Below are 25177 nucleotides of genomic sequence, written 5' to 3'. Positions count from 1 at the left end.
TTAGCCAAATAGTCCTTTTAATTTATCTTTTACTTTGTCTTTGGCTTTCTCTTTTGCCTTTTCTTTGACGTCATCGAGTTTTTGTTTTGCTTTATCTTTAAGTGCATTGCTTACATCTAGCTTAAAGCCAACGTCATGGAATGGGCCTTTTATTCGCAGTGGGATTTTAAAGCCCGTGCTATCATCTGTTGTACCTTGCCCTTCAATTGAATCAACAATACCTGTTACTAACCGATAATCAACACTGGTTTTGGGTAAATCTACATCGCCCTCACCTGTAATACGAATAAGTGGGCTCACCAGAGATAGATCATTATTATGTCCCACGCCATTCGTAAAATTAAAGCTACCAGTGAGCGCAGAAAAGTCAGTTTGCTCTGATTCTTCAAAGCCCGTATCTAAGCCCTCGCTTACAGCGCCAAGATTACCGGAAATAAGCTCTTTGCCTTTACGAACCATTTCAGCGATGTTTGCGCCCTTGACTGCCCCATCAGCAAATTCAAAGCCAATCTTGCCGTTTAAAGCATCAATAAAGGTTTTTTGACTTTGGCCGGTCGTGGTTAAGTTCCAATTCAATGACCCTTTACCCATAAGTTTATCAAAGCCAGCCGCATCAGTGAGTAACGGTTGTGCGTCTATGTCGGCTAAATCAAAATTTGTGCTTATTTTATACGGCGTTTGCTGCGCATTTATATTAATGACCCCTTTACCGGTGCCCTCATAGGCTTTAAAGCTATCTAAGCTTAATTTAGCAACGCTGTTGTTTAAATCGACTGTAAATTGATTAGCACCTAGCTCAATATCGTTAGCTTTTAAACCGCTTGAGCGAATAACTACATTAGCATTAAGTGCATTTAATGCGCTTAAATCAATTTTAGTATCGTCCCAAACAATCGGCTGCGCGGCTTTAGGTTCTTCGCTTTGCGGCGCTTGCTGCTTAGCGACTACCTCCGGTAAGTAGGGATTCAAATCAAGCATACCTAGGTCTATATCAGCATTAACCGCTAGTTTATTTCCTAAGTTTACTTCACTTTTTCCTTTAATCTCTAATTCATCTAGGGTAGCAATCAGCTCTTCTAAGTTAAACGTATCATCTATAAGATGCATTTTACCGTTTACACTAAACGCATTAAATGCATTTTCTTTAGCGTTTAAGTCTACCCCTTGCCAAGTTGCTAGCTCTTTAACAGAATCGCCACTTAGCACTAACTCGCCTTTTATATCTTTACCTTGGCGAGCAATACTGCCGTTAAAAGTAAGATCGACCAAGCGAGAGTCTACGCTTTGAGCAACCTCAAATGTCGCCCCTTCAATTGCCTTTGCCGGCGTATCAAGTTTTACATCAAGCTCAAAGCGCTCTTGCATATATGTAATGCCGCCTTTGATCTCTAGTGTCTTACGTAGTGAAGGAAGTAAAATAGCCAATTCCAAGTCACTAATTTGTTGTTTAGCGCCTGTTTGCCCATCTAGGTAAGTAAACGTACCACCGTAAATAGCCACTTCACCTAACTCTATATCAAAGCTCTCTGGTAGTTTAACAGCCTCACCTGATTGAGTTTGCTCTTGCGGCTGCTCTGCTACAGCATCAAACAACTGCCAGTTAGCTTTACCGTTTTTATCAGTTTCTAATAAAATATTGGGCTCGTTAATAACAAACTTATCAAGTTTGAATTCGCCGCCAAATAGCGATAACCATGGTATATGCACAGCTAATTGCTCCATACTTGCCATGTCGTCGCGCGAGCCTGTCTGCATGTTTGCAAAGTGCACATCGTTAAGCTCTAACTTTAATGCAGGAAATACACTAAGCGTTTTATCACCTTTAATAGTAAGTGTGCGCCCTGTTGTTTTTTCAACCTGCTCAGATACTTTATTAAAAATAGTATCGGTTGGGATTAAAAACGGAGCGGCAATAATTAACGCAATACAAAGTAAGAGTATTACACCAACAATTTTGAGTAAGGTCTTCATGATCATCCTTTCAAACGTGCAAATAATGTTCTTATCATAGCGAGTGTTAGCTTTAAAATCATTGTCGTTGTGATAAAAAAGCACTTTATTAAATATTACCGTCTTATCCTGAATCGCCCCTGAAACATTTTGATACCTTTAGGTTACAAAAAAATAGTGACACTGTGAAACCTATAGGTTACATTGATACCTGTAGGTTACATAATGTAAATTTTAAAAGGAAATGAGATATGTCGAATCATGATATTAAAAATGAAGAAAAGTTTATGGGCCAAAATGCTTGGTTCTCATTATTCATGGGAGTCACTTTATTAATCATCAGTGTTTACCCACTGCTTACTCAAACATCAGCCCCACTATTGTTTTTTGGCACTGCTGCCTTTTTAGGTTCATTCTGTATGTTTGTGATCAGAGGCGGGTTTACATGGAAAATGAAATACCACCTTACCTACAAAGATGAGTACTTAAACACTATCGACACTATTGCCTATAAACATGTAGTTCTTGGTTTACTTTTTAGTATGGGTGGCGTGTATTTATTCTCAGATGATTTGGCTTTAGAAGTGTCTCACACCATGATGGCCTCGTTTTACCTTGCTGTAATGTGTTTAATATACGGCGTATCAATTCTTTGGCAAAGCAAAGATTAGGAGCAAAAGTGCAAAATCAAATTGCAAAATACCGTAAAGAAGCAGGCCTTTCGCAGCAAGAGTTAGCAGATCTAATTGCAGTTTCACGTAAAACTATAAGTACTGTGGAAACGGCAAGGTTTACTCCTTCGGTAATAATTGCGCTTAAAATAGCGAGGCACTTTAAAACTTCTGTTGAAAGCTTGTTTACGCTGCAAGAGCATGATTAAACCTCGGCAATCATGGTGCTTATATTAAGCATCATGATTGCATCCCTTGAATTGTTAGGTATGATGCACGGCCCTGTTGCTATTGGCGTATTTGCGCTAAAATAAAGCAGCTAAAAAATGTATCTACTCGGAGACTCTACAAGGCATGAAAAAACTGCTAATTTCACCGTCAAAAATGGCGCTAGGCGAACAAGAAAGTCAAATTTACCAAAACATCTTGAAGCAAGCTTCAGAACTAAGCCTAAACCTAATGGCCGTGAAAGTAGAAAACCACCCAGAGGATTTTTTAGGCTGGTGTTATGAGCTACTAAGTGCAAGTAAAGACCGCATAAATTACGACTTACTAGAGCCACAACAACTGCCAGTTTTAAAAAAGCTGCACGACCAGCTAACCTCAGCAATTAGCTTTTTACAGCTAAAAACATTACGGGTAGCACCTTGGCCGGTAGTGAGTATGTTTGTAGAACAACATAAAGAACTGGTGGCACTTGATGAGCAATTACGTTTAACTGCTTATATCTCAGACCTACGTGAACAACCATTAAAAGACATGATCCCTGAAGACTTACTCGCTTTTAGCGGTAAGCACATGGCGTCACTCGACCCGAGTACTTATAACTTTGATGTAGAATGGTTTGCCTCTACAAAAAGTGCTAAAGGCTTTCACCAGATGTTGGCTGACTTGCCAGGTGCATTTGACGATGCCCTGAGCAATATCCCACTTGAGGGTGATGTAGCGCAAAGTAATTACCAACAATTTGTAATTGCTTACTTGAGTGCATTTAATGGCAGTGATGAAAAACCAACACTAGCGCCTGCAACCCGTTTATTAGCAATGCGCCGCCCTGATGTATTTACACCGATTAGTAACAGTCGCTTAGATGCACTTTGCTCCGCACTTGGTATCACCAAATTAAATAATCGTGACTTTGAGCGTTACTGGCAAGATGTAGTACAAAGCATTCACGCTATGTCATGGTTTAAAATGGCCAATGCTGGTAATGAACTAGAAACTCAGTTAGTGGATATTAAAGCGCTAATACCTTGCTTTTTTTATTATGCAGATACGAATACTGCAGATAACTCTAACTACATTAAGCTACTAAATAAACCTACACGTAGCACTTCTAGCAGCAGTAAAGCGCCACGCCGCGGCAAAGAATCGGCTGAAATATTAGTGGACCGCGCCCTTGCTGCTGATGACATCCCAGAGCATATTCGTGCTAAGCGTGATTCTATTATTAGCGAAGTACAAAAAGGCCGTGGTGTAAACGAAACAATTACACTTATGCGTACCATTTTTGGATAAAACGTATATCAAACGCAATTAGCTTTAATAAACTAGCTTAACGTTAGGGTCTGTAGACCTTTCAAGGTTAAATTTTCAAAGGCCAATAGATCCTAATATAGATAGCCTGGTAGCGCTCTAATGGTGCAGCCAGGCTTTTTTTGCACCAGCAGTGTGTTCTTTCCTTACATACTTTTCACAAAGCGTCTTTGCGCATAATTTCAACACCTTGTTTTATAATATAAAATTTATTTTTTATTGAATAAATGGAAGCTGGCACATACAGTGCAATCCTCCCCTGCAGTAACATAATAATACGCCGCCGTTCAAAAGGTTGTAGTCGTTTATAATAAAAAACCTTGGCGTGCAAAATCATACAATGGGAAATGAAACATGCTAAAACTACAAAAAACAATACTCATCAGTGCATTGGCATTAACAGGAATGACATCAACTACTGCATTTGCCGAAGTAACAGCCAATGCAGCCGCTACTTCTAACTACTTATGGCGCGGACAAGAGCAAACTGGGGGCGATGCAGCTGTATCTGGCGGTATTGATTACGCTAATGAATCTGGATTTTATGCGGGTACGTGGGCGTCAAATGCGTCTTGGGCCGATGAAATGACCTACGAACTAGATTTATACGCCGGTTTTGGCGGCGCTATTAATGAAAACGTAAGTTATGACGTAGGTTATATTTATTACGCTTACCCAGATGCGGCATCAGGTGCCGATGCTGATTTTTCAGAAGTTTACGGTAGCATTAGTGTGCAAGGTTTTACATTTGGTGCGGCCGTACTTGCAACATCTGCTGCCAGTGGTGATGGTACTGATTTTGGTGATTCACTGTATTTAAACGCCGATTACAGCTTCGCTGTTGGTAGCAATGGCACTGAAATGGCGCTACACATAGGGCATTACTCAGGCGATTTCATCGGTGATGACAATATCATTGATTATGGCGTATCAGTTTCTAAGGATGGTTTTACCTTTGGCCTATCTGATAACGACATGGACGGCTCAGATGTTAAAGCTTATGTAGCCTACGCTGTCGACTTTAGCTTATAAAAAGAATGTGTTACTTGCTGCAACACTAAGGGCCGAAAGGCCCTTTCTCGTTTTAAATAACTTAACTAGATCTAATCACGCCACACCTTGTTAACAAACCGTTACAATTAATAAATCAACTTACCTCGCTTTTACCTTAGTATATGACTGATAACTATATAGTTCACTATTGAAAAAATCATAAAGGAATAATCATGAAGTCATCTGACGCGCTATCTGCTTGTATCGACATTTTTATCAGCCCAAGCAAGGCTTTTAATGGGCTAAAAGAAGCTAAAGGCTGGTCTTGGCTTGCTTTTGCACTTCTCGCTCTAACCCTTGCAGCCTCTGCTTATACATTTTATACCACTGCAGACTCACAATTTATTTTAGACCAGCAGGTTGCTGCAGCGAGTGTGGATGCCACAATCGGCGAGAAAAAAATGATCCGTCAAAGTATGGAGCAAAGCCTCGATAACCAAGTGTGGTTTGCAATTGGCGGGGGTATTTTCGGCCTTCTTTTTATAAATGCACTCCTATCTGGGTATTACATGTTGATATCTAAGCAAGACCCTGATGCTAATTATAGCTATGGTGCGTGGTATGGTTTTGGTGTTTGGAGCATGATGCCCATGGTTATTTCAAGTTTAGGTGTTGTTGCGCTAGTTCTTACAGCCAGTAACAATGAATTACCTATTAGTTTATTCAATTACGCGTCTATAAATCAGTTATTTCTGGGATTAGAGCTTGGAGATAGCTTCTATAATATGATGGAGAGTTTAAGTATTTTTAGTCTTTGGAGCATAGCTTTGGTTGCTATTGGGTTAAAGTGTTGGACTAATTTCAGCTTTAATAAAGCACTTCTTTTTGCTGCGCTACCGACCATTATCATTTACAGCATCTGGACAATTATTATTGTTGCTTAAAGGAATGTAGGCAAACTTTTCTGCCTACTCATAAATACGGAAATAAAAATGAAAAAAGCGATTATCATTACCCTTGCAATTGCAGCTTTTATTGCTCTTGTTGTATCAAAGCAAATTACTGGCGATGAAAAAGCACCAGAGGTAAATGTTGCACAGGTTGAGCAAGGTAGTATTGCAGACTCCATTATGGCCTCTGGCAATTTAGTCTTTAATACTCAAGTGCAGTTACGTTCAGAGGTAACCGGACGAGTCGACAAGGTGTTTGTTGAAGAAGGGCAAAGTGTAAAACAAGGCGACATTTTAATGCGCTTAGATACCACTGCTTTTGAGTCAGAAGTAACACGTAATAAAGCGGTATTGCGAGCTAGCGAAATAGAAATAAAACATAGTAAAACACGCCTTTTGAATATTGAACGTCAGCTTAAACGTCAAAAAGAGCTTTATGACGTAGGCCTAGCAGGGCAAGAAGTATACGAGAACTTACAAAATGCACGCGACCTTGCCAAAATAGATATTGAAGCCAGAGTAGAGTCTTATAATCAAGCCAAAGCCTCTCTTTCAATCGCTGAAGATAGACTTAGCAAAAGTGTATTTCGTGCTCCAATGAGTGGTTTGCTCGCCTCAGTAAATATTAAAGAAGGCGAAACCGTTATTGCCGGCACCACTAATATTATTGGCTCAGATTTAATGCTGGTTGCCGACCCAAGCGCTATTTTAGCTGAGCTCAGAGTTGATGAAACTGATATTGCTGGCATTAAATTGGACCAGCATGCAGATATTTATGCTGCTGCGTACCCCAATCAACCCTTCACTGGCAAGGTCATTAACATTGGAACCTCAGCAAAAAACCAAGCAGGTTCACAAGGTTTATCATTTCGAGTGAAAGTGTTACTTGATAATACCGATAGGCAACTATATGCAGGTATGAGCTGCCGTGCAGAAATCGCAACAAGCCTTGCTGTGAATGGCTTAAAGCTCCCTATCGAAGCCGTACAAAAAGAAGGTGATAAAACCTTTGTATGGCGTTTAAACGACGATAACACTGTAAGCAAAGCCTATGTAGAAGTGGGTATTTCTTCAGATATAGAGCAAGCAATTACCCAAGGTTTAAATAAAGGGGAGCGAATTGTTATTGGCCCTGCACGTCCTATCAGTAAACTAAAAGAAAATGATACGGTAAAAGTTAAGCAAACAACTGCCAAGGATGCGCAATAATGTCGGCGGTAATCAAGCTTGAGCATATTAACAAGCAATACAAAATGGGTGAGCAAATATTTAAGGCCCTAGATGATGTAAACGTGGTCATTAATGAAAACGAGTATGTCGCTATAATCGGTCCTTCAGGTTCAGGTAAGTCAACTTTAATGAACTTATTGGGTTGCTTAGATACTCCAACTACTGGGGATTATTTTTTAAAAGATAAACTTGTAAAAAGTATGACAGAAACCGAGCTCGCTCATCAGCGTAACGAAAGTGTTGGCTTTATTTTTCAGAGCTTTAACTTACTTCCGCGTGCGTCGGCACTTGAAAATGTGATGCAGCCTTTGGTTTATAGGTTTATACCCGCAAAACAACGTAAACAAAAAGCCCTCGATGCACTCAAACGTGTAGGACTCGGTGATAAAGTGGATCATCTGTCAAGCCAGTTGTCTGGTGGGCAACGCCAGCGTGTTGCCATTGCACGAGCGCTAGTGACTAAACCGCATATTTTACTCGGTGACGAACCAACCGGGAATCTAGACAGCAAAACTACCACTGAAATTATGGCGCTATTTGATGAGCTACATAATGAAGGCCACACCATTATTTTGGTAACTCACGAACAAGAAATTGCAGATCATTGCCAGCGAGTTATTCGCTTAGTTGATGGCAAGGTAGTGAGCGATGTGCGTAAAGGTGAAGGAGACAAACAGCATGTTTAAATCTGCTATTGCAATTATGGAAGGAACAAAAGCAGCACTAATGGCCATTAAAGCCAATGCCATGCGAAGCGCACTCACTTGTTTAGGGATTATAATTGGGGTTGCCGCGGTTATTACAGTGGTAGCCGTTATGCAAGGCTTTACTAAGCAAATTAACGATCAACTCGCAGATATGGCACCTGATGTAACCACAATTAAACCCTTTACCAGCATTGAACAAGAAATGGTGGGCAAAAATGCTAAACTCACTTACAACGATTTTTTAGTCTTAAAAGCCCGAGTAAAAGAGGCTGAAACACTCACTGCACTGATGTTTACTTGGCGTTTTTCTGGTGGCGCTGAATATGGAAATAAAAGCCACTCATCACGAGTAATGGGTACAGAGCAAGATTACCAAAAAGCGTATAGAACCTTTCCAGAACTTGGGCGCTTTATTCGCGCAGAGGATGATGAAAAGCGCCGTCGAGTCGCTTTTATTGGTCCATCCATTATTGAAAAGCTAAACCTGCCAAAAAACCCTGTAGGCGAATATATTAAACTTGGCGGCGAGTGGTTTAGAATTATTGGCGTGGCTGAAAAACAAGGTAGTTTATTGGGGTTCGATCAAGACGATTATATTAATATTCCCATCAGTACCATGAGCGCATTAGAGGGTCCAAGTAGCAGCAGCAATGTACAAATTATGTTTAGACTCAAAGAAGACAGTGAGGAAGAACTAGTACTTGCCAAAATCACCCGCATTTTACGGCAATTACATAAGTTAAAAGATGAGCAAGAAAACGACTTTGAGTTTGAAACCGCCGAAAAAGCACGTGCTAATGTTGATAAATTTACGGGCAGCGCTACCGCAATAACCGCAGGGATTGTTGGTATCAGTCTTGTTGTTGGCGGTATTGGCGTAATGAATATTATGTTGGTATCAGTAACTGAGCGTACCCGTGTTATCGGCACACTAAAAGCACTCGGTGCAACACCAGGGTTTATTATGTTGCAGTTTTTAGTTGAAGCTGTGGTGCTGTCATTATTTGGAGGCTTAATTGGCTTAGTCATTGGCTATGGTGCTGCCGAGCTCATTTCGCTCTCTGTACCAAGCATGCCCGACGCTTATATACCAGGCTGGGCTATTATGCTGTCGTTTGGTTTTACCTCTTTAATCGGTATTGTATTTGGTTTAGCTCCCGCAATAAAAGCAGCTAGGCTTAATCCCATTGATGCCTTACGTTATGAATAAACACTCAAAATAGCGACCTGTTTGCTTAAAATAGTATCCTAAAATAGCTGACTTTTACTGTTTTAGGATACCTAATAGGCTCTTATCTATTGGCTAAGCCTTGTAATATGATATAAATATTTTATGCGTAGCGCGGGTTTTATAAACCTTAGCAGATAAAGCCTTTGCTGCTCTTTTAAACCAAACACTCTAAAAATAAGAAGCGAACAGCCATGCAAAATCATAAAAGCCAACTATTAGCCGATTTTATAGAATACCCGCCAGAGGAAATGCTGACGCGTGCGAATGAGTTTTTACAAACGAGTCAACGCCGTCATAGTATTCGCAGCTTTAGTAACCGCCCAGTGCCAAAAGAAATCATCGAAACCTGTATAAAAGCGGCAGGTACAGCGCCTAGTGGCGCAAACCACCAGCCTTGGCATTTTGTAGCAATTAATAGTAGTGATGTTAAAAAGAAAATTCGTGAAGCAGCCGAGAAATTAGAACGCTCTTTTTATGAAGGCAGAGCGGGTGAAGAATGGTTAGATGCACTAAAACCCTTAGGCACCGATGCTAACAAACCCTATTTAGAGCACGCGCCATGGTTAATCGCGGTGTTTAGTCAAAAAAAGGGGGGTGTAAATACGGACGATAAAAACACCAATTACTATGTGCATGAATCGGTAGGCCTTGCCACTGGCTTTTTAATTCAAGCCTTGCACCGCGCAGGCCTTGCAACACTTACCCACACACCAAAACCGATGAGTTTTCTAACCGATATTTGTGGGCGTGATAAAGACAACGAACGCCCTTATATGTTACTTATTACTGGTTACCCAGATGAGCATGCAACAGTGCCGCTGCACGCCCTAGATAAAAAGTCGATTGATGAAATTGCGAGTTTTATTTAATCGCTTTGACTTGGCATGTAATCAACAGCAAGTACATCACCCTCTTTTAGGCCTGCTATTACGTGTTGCTGGTTATTTATAATACTGCCTAAACGCACGAAACGTTTAACCAGCGTTTCGTTTTCAAGTACATACACCATATTGAGTTGACCAAACTCATGCACCCAACGTGGATCAATTAATACACCTTGGGTACTTTTTATTGGTAACTGTAGTTGAGCATAAAGGCCTGGCATTAAACCAAGTTGCGCATCGGCTTCTAAACGAATAAGCAAGCTGCGCGCCGCGTTATCTGCCACTGGTACAATTTCGCTCACCGTTGCGGGTGTTGTTATATCAAGAGAAGGTAATGCCACATTTAAACTGTCCCCGACTCTTAATTTTACTGCTTGTTGTTCACGTACATTAAATTCAAGCTGTAACTGTAATGGGTTATACAAAGTAATCAGCGGTTTACCGGGTGTTGCAGTATCGCCAGGTTCAGTTAGGCGCTCAACGACCACGCCCGAAATAGGGGCAGTAATACGCGTATAATTAAGCGATACCTGAGCTTGCGTTTGCTGTTGCTTAGCAACCGCTAAATTAGCGGTTAAGTTTTCAAACTTTGCTTTGGCGTCATCTAATTCACTAACAGATACTAATCCTTGCGCATTTAAATCAATCATTCTGGCTAGTTGCTTTTTAGCTTGCGTTAACGACGCTTGCACCGCATTAATATTTGCACTGCTTTGCGCTAATGCCGCTTTAAAATCATCTTGCTTGAGCATAATAAGTAAATCGCCCTTAGCGACTTTATCGCCAGCACGTACTTTTAACTGCTCAACTTGCGCCATAACATGCGATGAAATTTGCGTATTTTGTTTTGCTATTACACTACCTGGTACCTGCTCAGTGCCTGCAATACTTTGCAGCGTTACCGTTACTCGCTCACCTTGATAGTTCGTTATTTGTGATTCTTTTAAGCCTGCAGTTTGCTTGTCAGAAAAGCTGCCCGCCATATAAAGCACAGCCATAATAATGAAAAATAACGCGGCCAATGTGCCTATAAATTTTGATTTACCCTGCATGCGCTTTATCCTCTGTGCTTGCAAACACTAAATAATAAACAAGCGGTACTACAAATAATGAAAATAATGTAGACGCCACAATGCCAAAAATAATCGCAATCGCGAGCCCGCTAAATACCGGATCGAGTGTGATCACTAAGTTACCTAATAAAGTGGTACCTGCGGTTAGGAGCACAGGGCGCATTCGCACCGTACCCGCTGTAACAAGCGCCTCTTTAATTGCCATGCCTTGGCCGCGAGCTTGATTAATAAACTCAACCAAAATAAGTGAGTTACGCACCACGATACCTGCAAGGGCAATCATGCCTATCATCGCTGTGGCAGTAAATAATACCGGCTCTGGGGCTCCAGCTATAGAGCGCTCACCAAACTGATTTAACAGCCAAAAACCTGGCATTATGCCTATTACTGTTAACGGAATAGCTGACATGATAATCAGCGATAAACTCGCCGACTGTGTTTGTACCCGTAAAATTATAAATATAGCACTGAGCGCAAACGCAAAGGCAATGCCCATATCTCTAAATACATCAATGGTTATGCGCCATTCCCCCTCGCCGCTAAAGCTGACATGGGTTCCTTGTGGTAGTTGCCATGGGGCTGTTCCGCCATTATTAAAAAAGTGACGACCTACCCACGATGTTTTAACAAACTCATCGTTTGATACATTTAAATCAGCATTCACATCAGCAATCACTTCCGCTGGTGTGCGCCCATTAAGCTCAGCCATAACATAAATCACGTCGCGCTGATCTTTACGAACAATCGCTTTAGCAACATGATGTTGTGTAAATTCACCGAGTTCTGAAAGCGATACTAACGGCCTTGGCGCACTGCTTAAACCAAACTCGTTACTGGTTTTAGCTAAATCTCTGTCGCCCCTAACCTGAAGTGCAAGTAATTGCGAAAGCTGATTTCGCTCGCTGTACGGTAGCTGTAATTTAATATCAACGGGCTCTGTTTCATTGCTCACATAAAGTACACCCACGTTTTCACCTTGAGAGGCAATACTGAGTGTTTGTGCAATATTTTGAGTTGAAACCGCACTGAGTGCGGCCTTGGTTTTATTGGTAACAAAGCGCTGTAATGGCGAGGGTGCCACCATTGAGGTATCGACTTCAACTACATGAGGCTCTTGCTGTAAACGCGCAGCTAGCTGCTGGGCAGCGTGAGAATGTGTTTGCTCATCAACAAAAGCATCTCGGTAAACCTCAGCAACTAAGGTACTCAGTACCGGCGGCCCTGGTGGTACTTCAACCACTTTTATTACAATGCCATCGGTTGCTAGCATCGCGAGCTGTTCGCGAAGGCGCATAACTACTCCATGCGATTGATGATCGCGCTCAGACTTATCCACTAACAATACCCTCAGCTCGGCGAGATTCGCTGCCTCACGGCGATAATAACCGCGCACCATACCGTTAAAGTCCATACTAGAGGGTTGGCCAACATAGGCCGCTATTTCACTTACTTCGTTTAATTGCCATGTGAGTGTTTGGATTTGTTTAGTAAATGCAGCTGTGCGCTCCAGATTAGTCCCCTCTGGCATATCTATCAGCACTTGCAGCTCATTTTTATTATCAAAAGGGAGTAGCTTTAAAGGCACCAAACGCATCACGGGTAACATGGCACTAATGATAAATAATGCTAGGGTTAGCCACAAAACAAGTTTTGCTCGCTCCTTAGAAACCAATAATGGGCTTAATATTCTTTGATATGCACCAACTTTAGGAGCAAGCTCAGAGGGTTGTTCGTTATCAGGCTTGAGTAACTTCATCGCAAGCCAAGGGGTTACAAAAAATGCAACAATGGTAGAAACCATCACGCTAACCGGCACATTAAATGCCATAGGTGCCATGTACGGCCCCATCATTCCGGTAATAAACGCCAGTGGAATAAACGCCACCATAATAGTGAGCGTAGACATAAGTAAGGCGCTTCTAATTTCGCTCATTGCGCCAACAATCTGCTGTTTTTTATCGCCTTTTTTATTCAAAAAGCGGCTAATATTATCAATACCTGTGATTGGGTCATCTACCAGTAAGCCTAATGATAAAATAAGCGCAAATAATGTCACCCGATTAATGGTGTAACCAAATGCAAAATCTAATGAGAGAGTAATGCCATAACAAATAGGCACAGCCAGCCCAACCACCACGGCAGGACGCCAACCTAAAAACACGCCAACAAAAATTACCACAGTAAACACTGCAAACACTAAACTTGATGTGAGGTTATTTACTTTTTCATCGGCAGTTTGGCCATAATCTCTGAGCACTGTATGGCTAACTTCTGGTGGCAGTAAAGTATTTGCAAGTTCATTCATCATGGTATGAACATCATTTGCAACAGCAACCGCATTAGTCCCTGCTTGCTTAGCTACGCTTAAAGTAACCATAGGCAACTGCTGCTGGTTTGCCGATTGAGCAAGCCATTGGTAATGCTTAGCTTCACTTGGGCCATCAATAACGTTTGCAACATCAAGCAAGTAAACACTTTTGCCATTAACAACATTCACTACCAGCTGTTCTACAGCAGATTGACTTCGTAGAACATCACCTGCCTGAATTGCAATTTGCTGCTGATTATCAACCACACTCCCTACTTGAGTGAGTTGGTTTGATACATTTAATGCGTAAAAAACATCGTTTACCGTGGTTTGATGGGCAGCCAGTGCGCTGGCATTTAAATTAATGGTAAGAGTGCGTGTACGCCCTGAAATTACTTTAACTTCACTGGTATGCTCAATGCGTTGTAAATTATTAGCAATTTCGTTAGCAAAACGGGTTAACTCGTAATCACCATAGAGTTGCGGGTCTTTACTGTAGAGGCCTAACATCACAATAGGCACGTCATCTACTTCTATTGGACGAATTTGCCAACTTTCGATCACCGATGCCATTGTATGCTGATAACTATTTAATTTTGCATAGGTATCTAAAATAGCTTGTTCGCGATTGTGCCCTACTTCAAAACGCAGCGTAACCACTGTACTGTTAGTTTGTGTGGTTGAGTAAATATGCTCAACTCCCACCAGCTGAGCCAGTAACTTCTCGAGTGGTTGTGTTACTAACCTAGCGACTTCAGGCGCCTCAACGTTAGGTACTGATACATAAATATCGAGCATGGGCACAGTAATTTGTGGCTCTTCTTCTCGAGGTGTTTGATTTAGTGCAAATACCCCAAGTAACAAAGACATCACAAAAATAACAATCGGAATGCGACCACTTAAACTACTTTTTACCGCATTGTCTATTAAGCTCATCGCACTTAGCCCTTACAAAATAACCCATACAAGGTACCAAGCAAAACGACTGCATTTTCATCAATGACACGATAATAAATTGTTTGGCTCTCGCGGCGCGTAGCCACAATGTTTGCTTTACGCAACGCTGCTAAGTGCTGAGATAACGCAGACTGCGCTAATGGCACAGCTTCATTGAGCTGAGATACGCTCATTTCTGAATCTTGCAAAGAACATAAAATCATCAAGCGATTTTTATTGGCTAAAATTTTTAATAGCTGCTCGGCTTGTTCTACATTGCCGGCCATGGCAGTAAAGTCAATATTCATACTATGCTCTTATTCTAAAATAGAGTCTGAGTATAAAACGTTAGATTAGAAAAGTCTAATATTAGATTTTACTAATATAGATAAATCTAATATAGTAACTGTACTGAACTAAATAACTGGCCTACTATAATGAAGCTAAATAACGCACTCAGACTAATCGCTGGCATAATGATTATTGTGTCGCTTTTATTGCAAACTTATCACGATCCTAAGTGGATTTACTTTACCGCTTTTATCGCAGTAAATTTAATTCAATCAGCTTTTACTAGCTGGTGCCCAATGATCACTCTATTACGCAAACTTGGCTTTAAGGAATAAACACCATGCTTACCCCTATTCCAGATTTACTAAAAATAATTACTCCTAATCAGCGTCGTATTGATGCCGAACAAGCAAAGAAAGAGCTTGAGCAAAATAAAGGATTGTTGATTGATGTACGAGAACCCGCTGAACATGCCACCAAAGCAGCTATAGGCGCTATAAACATTCCTCGCGGGCTACTTGAAATGAAGCTCATGGAAATAGAAAAAGACGCAGCACGCCCTATTTACTTACATTGCGCTAGTGGTGCGCGCGCAACATTAAGTGCTGAAGCCCTGACCCGAGTAGGCTACGAAAACGTCACAGTTATTACCTGTAAAGCAGAAGATGTTTGTCAGGCATTTTAAATGCTAAGAATTAAATTACTCGGCGATCAACCGATCGCTGAGCTTTGTAACATAATCCAAATTAGAGAATTACAATGCTCAATTAAAATCAAAGATTGAAATTAATAAACTTCAACGCTAGTGTATAAAAAAGGAACACTCGTCTAAGGAAGACTTTATGAAAAAAGTTGCAGCTTTATTATTTTTACTCGGCATCGCTCACTCTGTAAATGCTGATGACAGCATAACCTTAATGGTATGTGAAGATTGTAATTATGACAGAGCCTCTGAACTAGCAAAAAGCAATGCACCATTAACTCAATGCCACACTACACTCTCTAATCAAAAAGCTGCTATTGCTGATCAAACATGTGATTCAAATCCGCATAAAGTTATTATGATGGATGTCTCTGGAAACAACCACTTTGCATTTTTTGTGGGAAATCATAGTAAAAATGAGTCAGATAAATATATAGAAGCTACGATATTAAATAAAAATGATCTTATTGCTATATCTAAACAAAAAGCAATTGATGGGCATTTCTCAACATTTAAACACACACTTCAAACTGAACTAACCCTAATGCCACTTTATCAAATAAGTCAGTCTTCTCATCTAGATAGACAAAACAACTGCCCCTCCCATGTAAATAATGCAGTAAAGGCTGTATTTGAAGAATATACATCATCTCGAATTCAAAACTGGGTAAATCATAAAATTGAAAATAATATTAAAAATCCTGATAGCTTTTTTACATCAAAACCGATCATAGTTGGTGAGACCTTGTATCAGAGTCCGTGGAGTGAGGTGAGTAAGAATTTAAATTTAGAAGTTAATCTTAACAATGGAAGCGACGGGCAATACCGTGTTATTTTTTTAGCGAAGTGGATAAAAGAGTTAGGTGCGTTCAGTTTATCGGTAAACCCTTATTTAACTTATTTAGACGGTATTGCATTAAATCACTATAAAATATCAGCGCCATCAGTCTCCCAATGCTTAAAAAATGCTTTAGATAGAAATCTGTCATCATCAATGTCCTCGTATATTTCGAGCACTAATAATGGAGATACTTAGGGTTAGCATGTTGTAGGCGTCATCGGATGGCGCCTACAAATAAACAAGCCAAAAGCAATCCTTACTTAACCATATTCCCTTTAGCTCCCTATATGACCTAATCATTTTTTCTCTTCCAGAAGTGTAACTAGCATTTGCTCGATGTTTTTTACGCTGTAGGTAAGCGAGCGGATGAGCTCTACTTGGCTTTGTGGTTCATCGTTATTAGATTGGGCTGGCTGATCTGAAGTGAGGTTATCTTTTTGAGTTAAAATGGCTTCACGAAATTCACTGGCATTAACTACCCCAAGTAACGATACTAATGCACCGTGACCAGACTGCCCTGCAGTTTCAAAGCTTAAGCGGTATAAACCAAATAGTCGCATTAATGGCCCCTGACTTAATCCCACATCAGTGATTTTTTCAAGCGGAATCGATTTTTCTTCTTTAAAAAACACACCGCGTTTTACTACTAGCTTACGCTCTAATAAGTTAGCTGACATTGCTTTAAGCATACGCCCTGCCACGATCCAAATTATTAAGGCTACGATTGGAATCAATGGGATACCAACCAAACACACTAAGCAGGTAATAACCCCTAGCGTGATCCAGTAAGATTTTACTTTAGGGTTAAAACTTGCGGTTTTCAGGGCTAACTCAGACATTCATAACCTCCTTGATATTTATTCTATTAACCTAGGGAATATTGTGGCTGAATGCAACTATAATAAAAAAGCCGAGTATAAAACTCGGCTTCGGCTATCTTAGTGAAAGCTTATTGTAAGTTAACAATAATAAAAGGCGCTTCGAGATCATTTGCATTAACCACAAAGCGATATTCTCCTTCGGTTTCAATTAACAAGCTCAAGTTATTATTAGAAGCCGCTAAAGGTGTTTCACTCCCTAATATTACTTCTGAACTATCTCCACCAGCTCCTAAATTGACAGTACTCCAATCACTGGTAGCAACTTTAAACTCATATGCATCACTTTGTGCACTTAGCTGTTTGGAAAAAGTATATAAACCATCACCACTGTATGTGAATTGATCGTCTGTCCCCCACAAACTACCAGCGTCATTTAAACTGCCACGTAAATATAACGACACATTTCCAAATGGCCCTATTTTTACCACTGTCAGAGTTGGGTTTTCTTTATCTGAAGCATTAAACGAGAACAAATAGTTATCTGCGGTGTCTGCCGTAAAGCTAATATTAGCTCCATTAAAACTAAGTTGTTTTTCTACTCCCAATTGAACAACAGCCTCTTGCTCTGAATTAGCACCAAAATTCACGAGGTTCCAACTCTCTGAAGCAACTTTGAAACCAAAGCTCTCCCCAGCTGTCAGCGCCTTCATAATTTGATACTCGCCACTGCCAACATATTCAAATTGATCAGAGAGCCCCCACTCATTTAAATCACCACGAAGATACACCTCAGTGCTGCCATAAGGGACGATATCTGGCGCACCAACAGTTGCATCAGCACTCAAGCCAGCGCCTTGGCTCTCGCCTTGTGGTTTAACAAACACAGCCATAGTGTAAGCAGGCACAGTGAACGTGCCGTCGGTTTCACTGGCCGTAAAACTCACTTCCGTCATGCTACTATCTACACTGTTTTTAAGAGTTGGGTGTAATTCAAACCCAGTAGCCGTGAGTACCGTGTGTGAAAGTGCTTGCTGCGTCGCATTAATAACAACAACAACAGCATCTACTGCGATATCTAAATCAACGAGACCTTCACCATCGTCAATACTCATTACTATCAAACCATGCTGCTGGTTTTCACCTACATTATGAAAGCCCACACGGTCAATTACATCTTGTTCGGTGGTTAATCTAAATAATGGGCTGCTACTGCGAATTGCTAAAAACTCTTGGAACACATCGCCTGCATAAGCAATATCTTGTGGCATTGCCTGTGCATCAGAGTTAGCAGAAATAGGCATGATCTCAGGCCATTTTTCTTGGTTCTTCTCTGCGTTAGGTAGACCAATGTTCCAGTTATTATTCTCTTTGGTTAAATCAACAGCATTAAACCAATCACCGGCATTATAACTATCACGATCCATTGACTTAGAACGCAGTAAATCAGCACCCAGTTGCATAAACGGAATGCCTTGGCTCATAAGTGGAATAGACAACGCCATGTTGTGCGCACGCACACGTTGCTCAATACTCATGCTTGATGCATGCTTATATTGCAACTGATCCCACAGTGTTTCGTTGTCATGCTTTGATACGTAGTTAATGCTATCTGCTGGGTCTAACGCATAAGCTGTTGGTTGCGTGTTCCAGCTAAAGCTATTACCTTTTGCCGAATTACCTTTAAAATCTTTAAGAATGTAATTTTGTAAGTTGCCCGCCAGCGATAAACGTAAGGTATCTTGCTCCGCTAGATTGCCATCTGTCGGGTTATTACTAAACATTGCACCACCACGCACGGCTTCACGAATACGGTCATTGAATGTGCCCACTTCGGAGCCTGCCATATCAGCTTGCTTAGCTTGAGTGAACAAACGGTTATTAGCCACTTCACCAAAGTCCCAACCTTCACCGTAGAAGTAGTTATCTGGGTCAACCGCTTGCACCGCTTCGCGCGCAGCTAAAATGGATGACTTAGGCATATGCCCCATTACATCAAAACGGAAGCTGTCATAACCAAAGTCGCGAGCAAGAATAACCATTGAATCTGTAACGAATTTGTCCATCATCACATGTTCAGTTGCTGTGTTTTCACAGCACGTTGAGCGTTCAATCGCCCCAGATACTTCGTTGTAACGGTGGTAATAACCAGGCACTAGTTTGTCGAAGACTGATTTTTCCCAGACGCCTGATGATGTTGTGTGGTTATAGACCACATCAAGTACCACACGAAGTCCTACTTCTTGTAATGATTGCACCATGGCGCGTGTTTCAAGTACACGAGCAATACCTTCACTGCTTGATGCATATGAACCTTCAGGCGCAATAAAGTGATGAGGGTCATAACCCCAGTTAAAGCCGTCTAAATCACGCATCGCACTGGCTAGTGCTTGTGCATCATCTGAGCCAGGTAGGTAACTTTGCATAATATCAACAATGATGCTGTTTTTATCTTCGATTTTACAGGCATCTGCTTCATCGTTTATACGCTCACATAATTTACCTAAGGTGTCAGTGATTTCAACACGCTCTGAAGCATCTTCTTCAATAGTGCCAATATCAGTCACTGGGAGTAAATGAAAGTGTGTTAAGCCTTTATCAGCTAATTGCTTAAGGTGCTGCATTGGCACGCTTTCAAGTTCAGTGAATGCCAGGTATTTACCGCGATTTGCTTCGCTCACTGACTGATCGCGAACACTAAAATCACGTACATGGCCTTCATAAATAACCGCATCTTCTGGGTTAGCCACTGTTGGCACAATGCGCTCGTCCCAGCCCTCTGGTTTAGTGTCGTCATCGCTCAAGTTTATCAGCTGTGAATAAAGCCCATTACTCGATACATTGAGTGAGTAAGGGTCGGTACTCCATAAGCTTTCAATTGCTTTAGTGGTTGGGTGATAGACATCAAACGCAAAGCGATAATAATGACGGTCGTATTGGCTGTCTAAACTGACTGACCAAATACCGGTATTGTTGTCTAACGTCATGGCGGTGCTATGTACTTGTGCTTTATCAGCGTCAAATACATTGATCATCATATTGCTAGCGGTGGGTGCCCAAACTGAAACATCAATTGCATTGTTATTATAATGCACGCCTAACATGGCTTCATTCGCGTCACTTTCACCTTGGGTGTACAGTGCATCAAGGGCTTTTGCTGTTTGCACTAAACTGGCTTCAAGTAGCTTGCCGTCCGCATCGTAGCCTGCAACAACAAGCTGTTGCTTTATAAGCTGCTTTGCAGCGTCCGCATCCCAACTGCCTTGATAAGCAGTCCAATCCGTTAAGTGTGGTACTTTTGCAGCTTGCTCATCACTTAACTCGGTTGCTGTAAGCTCAACGGTTTCACCATTTAGCCCAGTGTCTAAATCAACCACCAAGTCAGCAGTTGCAGAAGAATGTAACTTAATGATTTGCGTAAGCTCATTACTTGGCTTATACAATACTGTATTTAAATCAATCCAATGTGCTGATGCGCCATCAATCGCAACCGGGCGTTCACCTAAGCTTGCAACTGGGAACTCAAATACAGATGGCTCACCGTCAAAGGTAAAGTTCATACGCACAAAACGCTCATCGTCTTGCATCAGTGGCATAGTTAAATCCACATCACCATGGGCTTTGCCGGTGCCTTCTGTGCCAATATGTATGATGAAATTAGCGCACTCGGTGTAACCGTCTTTGAGTGCCACAATCCAGTAAGCACCATAATTTGGATCAATACCGTCGTATTCGTGACCATCAGCCCAATCAGTAGCATCAAACGGCGGCGCATAAGCATCACAACCGTCGGTATTCCATGAATGTAAGCGGTAGCCTTCGTACCCTTCATTTTCAGGGCGCTTATAAAATAATACGGCTTCATTCTCCCCAGCGAACACAACCGGATCAGGTAAGTCCGGATTATAGCCATTGATACAGCTTTCATTGTTCGCATCAGGAAATAACGGTGCGTCGCAAGAGATAGGTTCGGGATCAACGCATTGAGTCCCTTCGGTGTTAGGAACTTGTGGTACATCACACGTTAAAAGAGTTTGCCCTGCTTTTACATCGCTACTACCTGAACCACCACAGCCAAACAGTAACGTTAAGCTCACTGCGAATAGCAAATGAGTCATTTTAGTTATTATATTCATTATGTATGCTCCAATTTGCATTAATGGCTATAGGTAAAACCTAAATAAACCTGACGTCCAAAGTACTGGGTAGTCCCAGTAATACTTTCATTTCCAAAGTAGCTTTGAGTGGGTTCATCGGTGAGGTTATTAACCTGTAGCAACATGCCAAATGAGTCTGTAAATTGGTAAGAGGTTTGAAAATCGACTACGGTCTCGGCGTCAAAATTTACCACTTGTTCATTAATAGCCACTTGCTCTGACACAAAGTCTGAGCGATAGCGCACGTTAAGGCGGGTTTCAAAATTATCTAAGCTATAAAATAAAGTGCCGTTTAACACATTTTTAGACAAACCAGGTAAGCCTTGTGTAACTGTTTCACCACCTAAGCTGGTGATAGATTCAACTTCGCTTTCGGTGTATGAATAGCTACCGTTAAACCCAAGACCATCAAACGGCGCGGGTAAAAACGAAAATACTTGCGTGTAGGCAAGTTCAATACCGCGAATATAACCGCCATTAGCGTTATTTACCGCCGTTGTGTAAGTGCCGTTAGTGGTGGCTACTTGCTCGCCACTGACTGGGTTTTCAATATACTCGGGGACGTTAAAACCATTGCCTTTGAAATCAAATCCCTCAATTGCAATCGTATCGATAAACGAATCTATATTTTTATAAAAACCGGCTACAACAAGCGCACCATCTGATTCATCAAAATAATGCTCGTAAGAGATATCGTATTGGTCAGCATAAAATGGTTTTAAGAACGGGTTGTTAGTACTTGAGCCATTTATTTTACCGGTGGTTTTATCTGCCTGCGCACTGGCGTCCCCCGCTAAACGGTTTATTGGCGGACGCGACATCACTTTAGCCGCCGCTAAACGCAATTGCGTGTTATCAGTTAACTGAAAGTTTAAGTTAAGCGATGGTAGGTAGTCGGTGTAAGTAGTGCCAAGCACATTAGGTAGATAGTTTTGATTTACAATGCCGATGCTATCGGTAATATTTTGTGCGCCCAGCGCTAAATCCCCGTTGACGTTCTCTAAAATCGTGGCCGATTGGTCGGTATCGACACGGCGAATACCAATATTACCCAGCACGGGCATATTGCCAATCTCAGCATTAATATTAAGCATAGCGTACGCTGACAGCACTTCCTCATACACTGAGCCACTTTGTAACATAGTCCATGAATAGTTTGTGGTGTAACCTTGTGGGTCAACCACCCCATCAGCGTTACCCCAGGTGGTCACCGGTGTAGGCGCACCTTCTGGGAACCACGCATTGAGCGCTTTATCTACATCAATCGCTAAATACGATGGAAAGTAGCTAAACTCGCCTTCCCAATCAACAACATTTACCATGTCATTGGTTAAACGCAGTGGCGGCTCAGTTGCTGAGAAATCACCGTCATTGCCGTATTCAAACACCGAACGATTGTTGCTGTATTCGCGATCTGAATAACGCGCACCAAATTCCACAGAGCTAAACCAGCTGTTATCCAACTCGTATTTAAAATCAAGTCGATAAGCACTTACTTCATCTTCATTTTGATATGGATAAATACCGTATTTACTTACCATTACCCGGTCGATATCGCTAAATGCAGCTGCTTGATTAAAGCCGACATCCGGTAAATTTAAACCATTAAGCTGATAGTTTATTGATACGTTTTTATCTAACACTGGCTCTTGCGCTGTCGCATCTTCGGCAACCAATGCCCACAATAAACCATTGCGAAAATTACTCTTTGCTCGCGACAAAGACACATCCATATTGACGTTTAAACGCTCTGTTACTTGCCAGTCCGCGTTAACGCCGTAACTGTCTACTTCGTCAAAGTCTTGGTTATCATCGTTAACGATTTCAATTCGGGTATAGCTTTTTGAGGTGCGATTAACAGAGGCGCCAACCACTGAATTGCCCTCTAGCTGAGCGTTTGTATAAGTGGCCGTTGGGCCGCCTAACTTCACTCGTAAACCACGGGCAAATGACTCAGTGTCAAAGCGTGATAAAAACACATCACCCTTTAGCTTAAAGTTATCTACAGGTATCCATTCAATTGCTGCCATGTAACCGTTACGGGTTTCTTCACCACCTAAATGCTGGAGCTCAAAACCTTCACTAATGTATTCGTTTTCTGGGTTTACTTCAGGGCCATTAGTATCATTTGCCAAGCCATCTATATCTTTATTATCGTTATAAGCGAGGCCAATAAACTGTGTTGCTACACTAGGTTGAAATAAGCGCGCATAGCCAAGCGCAACACCTAGCGTGTCATCTAAATATTTCCCTTGATAGGAAAAGCTAATGCGATCGCCAAACTCAGTGGCATCGTTCACCTCAGACGCTCGGTCGTTGTACATGCCTCTAGCGTTGACCACAAACTTATGCTGCTGTTCATTATCAAGCGGGCTGGCTGTTTGCAGCTCTACCGTACCCGCAACACCGCCTTCAATAAGCGAAGCTTTTGGTGATTTATACACGGCTGCTGAGCTGATCAATTCAGACGGGTACTGATCAAATTCAATACTGCGGCTACCACTGGAGGATACTTGCTCACGGCCATTTAGGGTTGAAAACACAAACCCACCCGACATACCACGAATGTTTATTTCGGCGGCTTGACCACCGGTTCTTACAGCTGAAATACCTGGTAATCGCGTTAGTGCATCTGCCATTGATACATCAGGTAACGCTCCTAAATCATCGGCAGATAGCTGCTCTGACACTGTATCTGTAAAACGTTTTTGGTTAAGTGATTGAATTAAGCTTCGGCTAAAGCCGGTTACTTCAATAACTTCTAAATCCTCATCTAACTGTGGATTGACTGTTGCTTGTGCCTCACTTTCAGCTGCGGCCAATGCACTGCTGGCTGCAAACATTGCGAGCATTAATGCACTCAGTTTAAATTTCCCCATGAGCTTCCTACCCTATTGATTTTATAATTGTGTGCTGTTTATTTTTAATTTGTGGATAAAATAAAACCAATAAAGTGTAACCAAAAAGTAAATCAAGTGTAATGAATACGTATGCACCAGCAAGGGCAATAGCTAGCAAGGAAAGGAACTTAGTCATGAAGTGCTGCGATCATGTGGATAACGTAAAATATATCGACCAACTAAAAGGAAAAGTCAGCCACACGTCGTTATTTCACAGGAGCATTAAAAATTACTAAAACAGTTTTTAAGGTAAGCGGTAAGGATTGCTAAAATTGAATAAACTACACCATAAGCACCACTCTTATTGCCAACCCTATAAAAACCACCGCTAATATTTTATCAAGCCAAGGGGATGATTTAGTAAAACCAAAGCGCTTTTTAGACACCTCAGTAAGTAAAGCCACCAATAAATACCAGCCTGTATCTATCACAAAAACCGTTAAGCACATAATAACGCCAATATTTAAAGTAAGGTTCTCTGGGTCGATAAATTGTGAAAATAACGCCAAAAAGAAAATTGCTAGTTTGGGGTTTAAAAATGCAATGGCAAAGCCATCTTGTAACGCCTTAGAGCTGCTCATGTCGCTTTGCTGAATGTTTAGCTCGCTGTCGTTGGGCTTTGAAAATAGTATTTTCAAACCTAAATATGCTAAATAGGCTGCCCCTAAGTACACTAAAAATTGGTACACAGTAGGAAACTGCAACATCAATGCGCCTAACCCCAACAGTGAAGCTGCGGCATATAAGCCAACACCAAAACCATGGCTTAACGCTGCCAGCATGCCATTTTTCATCCCGCCATTTAAGCTATGCTTTAATACCACAGCTAAACTAGGCCCTGGCGACATTGCGCCCATCATGCATACCAGTGCTAAGCTAAACCATAATGATAATGCCATTAGTAACCCTTATATTTCTTTATTTTCAATAAGTAATACGTAACCATGCACTTGCCCATAAAAGCCTGTCAATGGCACTAATGCGGATCGTTTAAGTTA

General features: G+C 41.4%; 20 protein-coding genes. 12 read left to right on the top strand and 8 right to left on the bottom strand.

Annotated features, from left to right (window positions below; genetic code table 11):
* A complete protein-coding gene (locus CWC30_RS00100) occupies nt 1-1971 on the bottom strand; it encodes an AsmA family protein (RefSeq protein ID WP_138626099.1) in 1971 nt (656 codons plus the stop codon).
* Between the two features lie 230 nt (nt 1972-2201).
* Here CWC30_RS00100 and CWC30_RS00095 point away from each other — a divergent pair, with 230 nt between their 5' ends.
* The 9 genes from CWC30_RS00095 (at nt 2202) to CWC30_RS00055 (ending at nt 10137) form a co-directional block, all read left to right on the top strand.
* Nucleotides 2202-2621 carry a hypothetical protein gene (locus CWC30_RS00095; protein WP_058403570.1) on the top strand — a complete coding sequence of 140 codons (420 nt, stop codon included), beginning with the start codon at nt 2202-2204 and terminating at the stop codon, nt 2619-2621.
* 8 nt (nt 2622-2629) lie between these two features.
* Nucleotides 2630-2830: a helix-turn-helix transcriptional regulator gene (locus CWC30_RS00090; RefSeq protein ID WP_004589214.1), complete on the top strand. Its 201-nt coding sequence runs from the start codon at nt 2630-2632 to the stop codon at nt 2828-2830.
* Nucleotides 2831-2975: 145 nt separating this feature from the next.
* A complete protein-coding gene (locus tag CWC30_RS00085; protein WP_138626098.1) occupies nt 2976-4139 on the top strand; it encodes a hypothetical protein in 1164 nt (387 codons plus the stop codon).
* 372 nt (nt 4140-4511) lie between these two features.
* Entirely contained in the window at nt 4512-5189 is a 678-nt protein-coding gene (locus tag CWC30_RS00080) for a TorF family putative porin (RefSeq protein ID WP_138626097.1), read from the top strand.
* 194 nt (nt 5190-5383) lie between these two features.
* Nucleotides 5384-6094: a YIP1 family protein gene (locus CWC30_RS00075; RefSeq protein WP_138626096.1), complete on the top strand. Its 711-nt coding sequence runs from the start codon at nt 5384-5386 to the stop codon at nt 6092-6094.
* Between the two features lie 48 nt (nt 6095-6142).
* Nucleotides 6143-7309 (top strand): efflux RND transporter periplasmic adaptor subunit, encoded by a 1167-nt coding sequence (locus CWC30_RS00070; protein WP_138626095.1) that lies wholly within the window; start codon nt 6143-6145, stop codon nt 7307-7309.
* Nucleotides 7309-8016 carry an ABC transporter ATP-binding protein gene (locus CWC30_RS00065; RefSeq protein WP_008467268.1) on the top strand — a complete coding sequence of 236 codons (708 nt, stop codon included), beginning with the start codon at nt 7309-7311 and terminating at the stop codon, nt 8014-8016. Before CWC30_RS00070 ends, CWC30_RS00065 begins: the two co-directional genes overlap by 1 nt.
* Complete coding sequence (locus CWC30_RS00060; RefSeq protein WP_008467269.1) at nt 8009-9247, top strand: ABC transporter permease; 1239 nt, start codon at nt 8009-8011, stop codon at nt 9245-9247. Before CWC30_RS00065 ends, CWC30_RS00060 begins: the two co-directional genes overlap by 8 nt.
* A gap of 212 nt (nt 9248-9459) precedes the next feature.
* Nucleotides 9460-10137, top strand: a complete 678-nt coding sequence (locus CWC30_RS00055) for a nitroreductase family protein (protein WP_028834845.1) — start codon at nt 9460-9462, stop codon at nt 10135-10137.
* Here CWC30_RS00055 and CWC30_RS00050 read toward each other — a convergent pair.
* Genes CWC30_RS00050 through CWC30_RS00040 form a run of 3 tightly spaced genes read right to left on the bottom strand, consistent with a single transcriptional unit; the run spans nt 10134 to nt 14777 of the window.
* Nucleotides 10134-11204, bottom strand: coding sequence for an efflux RND transporter periplasmic adaptor subunit (locus CWC30_RS00050; protein ID WP_138626094.1), 1071 nt, complete (start codon nt 11202-11204; stop codon nt 10134-10136). The genes CWC30_RS00055 and CWC30_RS00050 overlap by 4 nt on opposite strands.
* Nucleotides 11194-14469, bottom strand: a complete 3276-nt coding sequence (locus tag CWC30_RS00045; RefSeq protein ID WP_138626093.1) for an efflux RND transporter permease subunit — start codon at nt 14467-14469, stop codon at nt 11194-11196. The genes CWC30_RS00050 and CWC30_RS00045 overlap by 11 nt, the downstream gene beginning before the upstream one ends.
* A gap of 5 nt (nt 14470-14474) precedes the next feature.
* Nucleotides 14475-14777, bottom strand: a complete 303-nt coding sequence (locus CWC30_RS00040; protein ID WP_010392476.1) for an ArsR/SmtB family transcription factor — start codon at nt 14775-14777, stop codon at nt 14475-14477.
* Between the two features lie 129 nt (nt 14778-14906).
* On the opposite strand from CWC30_RS00040, the gene CWC30_RS00035 reads away from it, so the two are divergent.
* The 3 genes from CWC30_RS00035 (at nt 14907) to CWC30_RS00025 (ending at nt 16499) form a co-directional block, all read left to right on the top strand.
* Nucleotides 14907-15095, top strand: coding sequence for a YgaP family membrane protein (locus CWC30_RS00035; protein WP_010392474.1), 189 nt, complete (start codon nt 14907-14909; stop codon nt 15093-15095).
* 5 nt (nt 15096-15100) lie between these two features.
* The gene (locus CWC30_RS00030; protein ID WP_008115421.1) at nt 15101-15445 is read left to right on the top strand and encodes a rhodanese-like domain-containing protein; all 345 of its coding nucleotides are present in this window, start codon (nt 15101-15103) and stop codon (nt 15443-15445) included.
* Between the two features lie 157 nt (nt 15446-15602).
* Nucleotides 15603-16499: a hypothetical protein gene (locus CWC30_RS00025; RefSeq protein ID WP_138626092.1), complete on the top strand. Its 897-nt coding sequence runs from the start codon at nt 15603-15605 to the stop codon at nt 16497-16499.
* 101 nt (nt 16500-16600) lie between these two features.
* Here the strand turns inward: CWC30_RS00025 and CWC30_RS00020 are convergent, their stop codons facing one another.
* From CWC30_RS00020 to CWC30_RS00005, 4 genes are all read right to left on the bottom strand, one after another.
* A complete protein-coding gene (locus CWC30_RS00020; RefSeq protein ID WP_008467282.1) occupies nt 16601-17143 on the bottom strand; it encodes a PH domain-containing protein in 543 nt (180 codons plus the stop codon).
* 110 nt (nt 17144-17253) lie between these two features.
* The gene (locus tag CWC30_RS00015; protein ID WP_138561334.1) at nt 17254-21258 is read right to left on the bottom strand and encodes an alpha-1,6-glucosidase domain-containing protein; all 4005 of its coding nucleotides are present in this window, start codon (nt 21256-21258) and stop codon (nt 17254-17256) included.
* A gap of 20 nt (nt 21259-21278) precedes the next feature.
* On the bottom strand, nt 21279-24158 hold the full coding sequence (locus CWC30_RS00010) for a TonB-dependent receptor (protein ID WP_138626091.1): 2880 nt from the start codon (nt 24156-24158) through the stop codon (nt 21279-21281).
* 302 nt (nt 24159-24460) lie between these two features.
* The gene (locus CWC30_RS00005; protein ID WP_138626090.1) at nt 24461-25078 is read right to left on the bottom strand and encodes a LysE family translocator; all 618 of its coding nucleotides are present in this window, start codon (nt 25076-25078) and stop codon (nt 24461-24463) included.
* Nucleotides 25079-25177 lie beyond the last annotated feature (99 nt).

The sequence above is a fragment of the Pseudoalteromonas sp. S4741 genome (assembly GCF_005886135.1).
Taxonomy (GTDB): domain Bacteria; phylum Pseudomonadota; class Gammaproteobacteria; order Enterobacterales; family Alteromonadaceae; genus Pseudoalteromonas; species Pseudoalteromonas tetraodonis.
Note: the sequence above shows the minus strand (reverse complement) of the source record. Positions and strands in the feature narration are given on the sequence as shown.

Bases quoted from the DNA above. Each gene is read 5' to 3' on its own strand.
- CWC30_RS00095 (WP_058403570.1), top strand. From the start codon at position 2,202: ATGTCGAATCATGATATTAAAAATGAAGAAAAGTTTATGGGCCAAAAT.
- CWC30_RS00050 (WP_138626094.1), bottom strand. From the start codon at position 11,204: ATGCAGGGTAAATCAAAATTTATAGGCACATTGGCCGCGTTATTTTTC.
- CWC30_RS00025 (WP_138626092.1), top strand. From the start codon at position 15,603: ATGAAAAAAGTTGCAGCTTTATTATTTTTACTCGGCATCGCTCACTCT.
- CWC30_RS00015 (WP_138561334.1), bottom strand. From the start codon at position 21,258: ATGAATATAATAACTAAAATGACTCATTTGCTATTCGCAGTGAGCTTA.
- CWC30_RS00100 (WP_138626099.1), bottom strand. From the start codon at position 1,971: ATGAAGACCTTACTCAAAATTGTTGGTGTAATACTCTTACTTTGTATT.
- CWC30_RS00085 (WP_138626098.1), top strand. From the start codon at position 2,976: ATGAAAAAACTGCTAATTTCACCGTCAAAAATGGCGCTAGGCGAACAA.
- CWC30_RS00075 (WP_138626096.1), top strand. From the start codon at position 5,384: ATGAAGTCATCTGACGCGCTATCTGCTTGTATCGACATTTTTATCAGC.
- CWC30_RS00030 (WP_008115421.1), top strand. From the start codon at position 15,101: ATGCTTACCCCTATTCCAGATTTACTAAAAATAATTACTCCTAATCAG.
- CWC30_RS00080 (WP_138626097.1), top strand. From the start codon at position 4,512: ATGCTAAAACTACAAAAAACAATACTCATCAGTGCATTGGCATTAACA.
- CWC30_RS00035 (WP_010392474.1), top strand. From the start codon at position 14,907: ATGAAGCTAAATAACGCACTCAGACTAATCGCTGGCATAATGATTATT.
- CWC30_RS00040 (WP_010392476.1), bottom strand. From the start codon at position 14,777: ATGAATATTGACTTTACTGCCATGGCCGGCAATGTAGAACAAGCCGAG.
- CWC30_RS00070 (WP_138626095.1), top strand. From the start codon at position 6,143: ATGAAAAAAGCGATTATCATTACCCTTGCAATTGCAGCTTTTATTGCT.
- CWC30_RS00005 (WP_138626090.1), bottom strand. From the start codon at position 25,078: ATGGCATTATCATTATGGTTTAGCTTAGCACTGGTATGCATGATGGGC.
- CWC30_RS00055 (WP_028834845.1), top strand. From the start codon at position 9,460: ATGCAAAATCATAAAAGCCAACTATTAGCCGATTTTATAGAATACCCG.
- CWC30_RS00010 (WP_138626091.1), bottom strand. From the start codon at position 24,158: ATGGGGAAATTTAAACTGAGTGCATTAATGCTCGCAATGTTTGCAGCC.
- CWC30_RS00020 (WP_008467282.1), bottom strand. From the start codon at position 17,143: ATGTCTGAGTTAGCCCTGAAAACCGCAAGTTTTAACCCTAAAGTAAAA.
- CWC30_RS00065 (WP_008467268.1), top strand. From the start codon at position 7,309: ATGTCGGCGGTAATCAAGCTTGAGCATATTAACAAGCAATACAAAATG.
- CWC30_RS00045 (WP_138626093.1), bottom strand. From the start codon at position 14,469: ATGAGCTTAATAGACAATGCGGTAAAAAGTAGTTTAAGTGGTCGCATT.
- CWC30_RS00060 (WP_008467269.1), top strand. From the start codon at position 8,009: ATGTTTAAATCTGCTATTGCAATTATGGAAGGAACAAAAGCAGCACTA.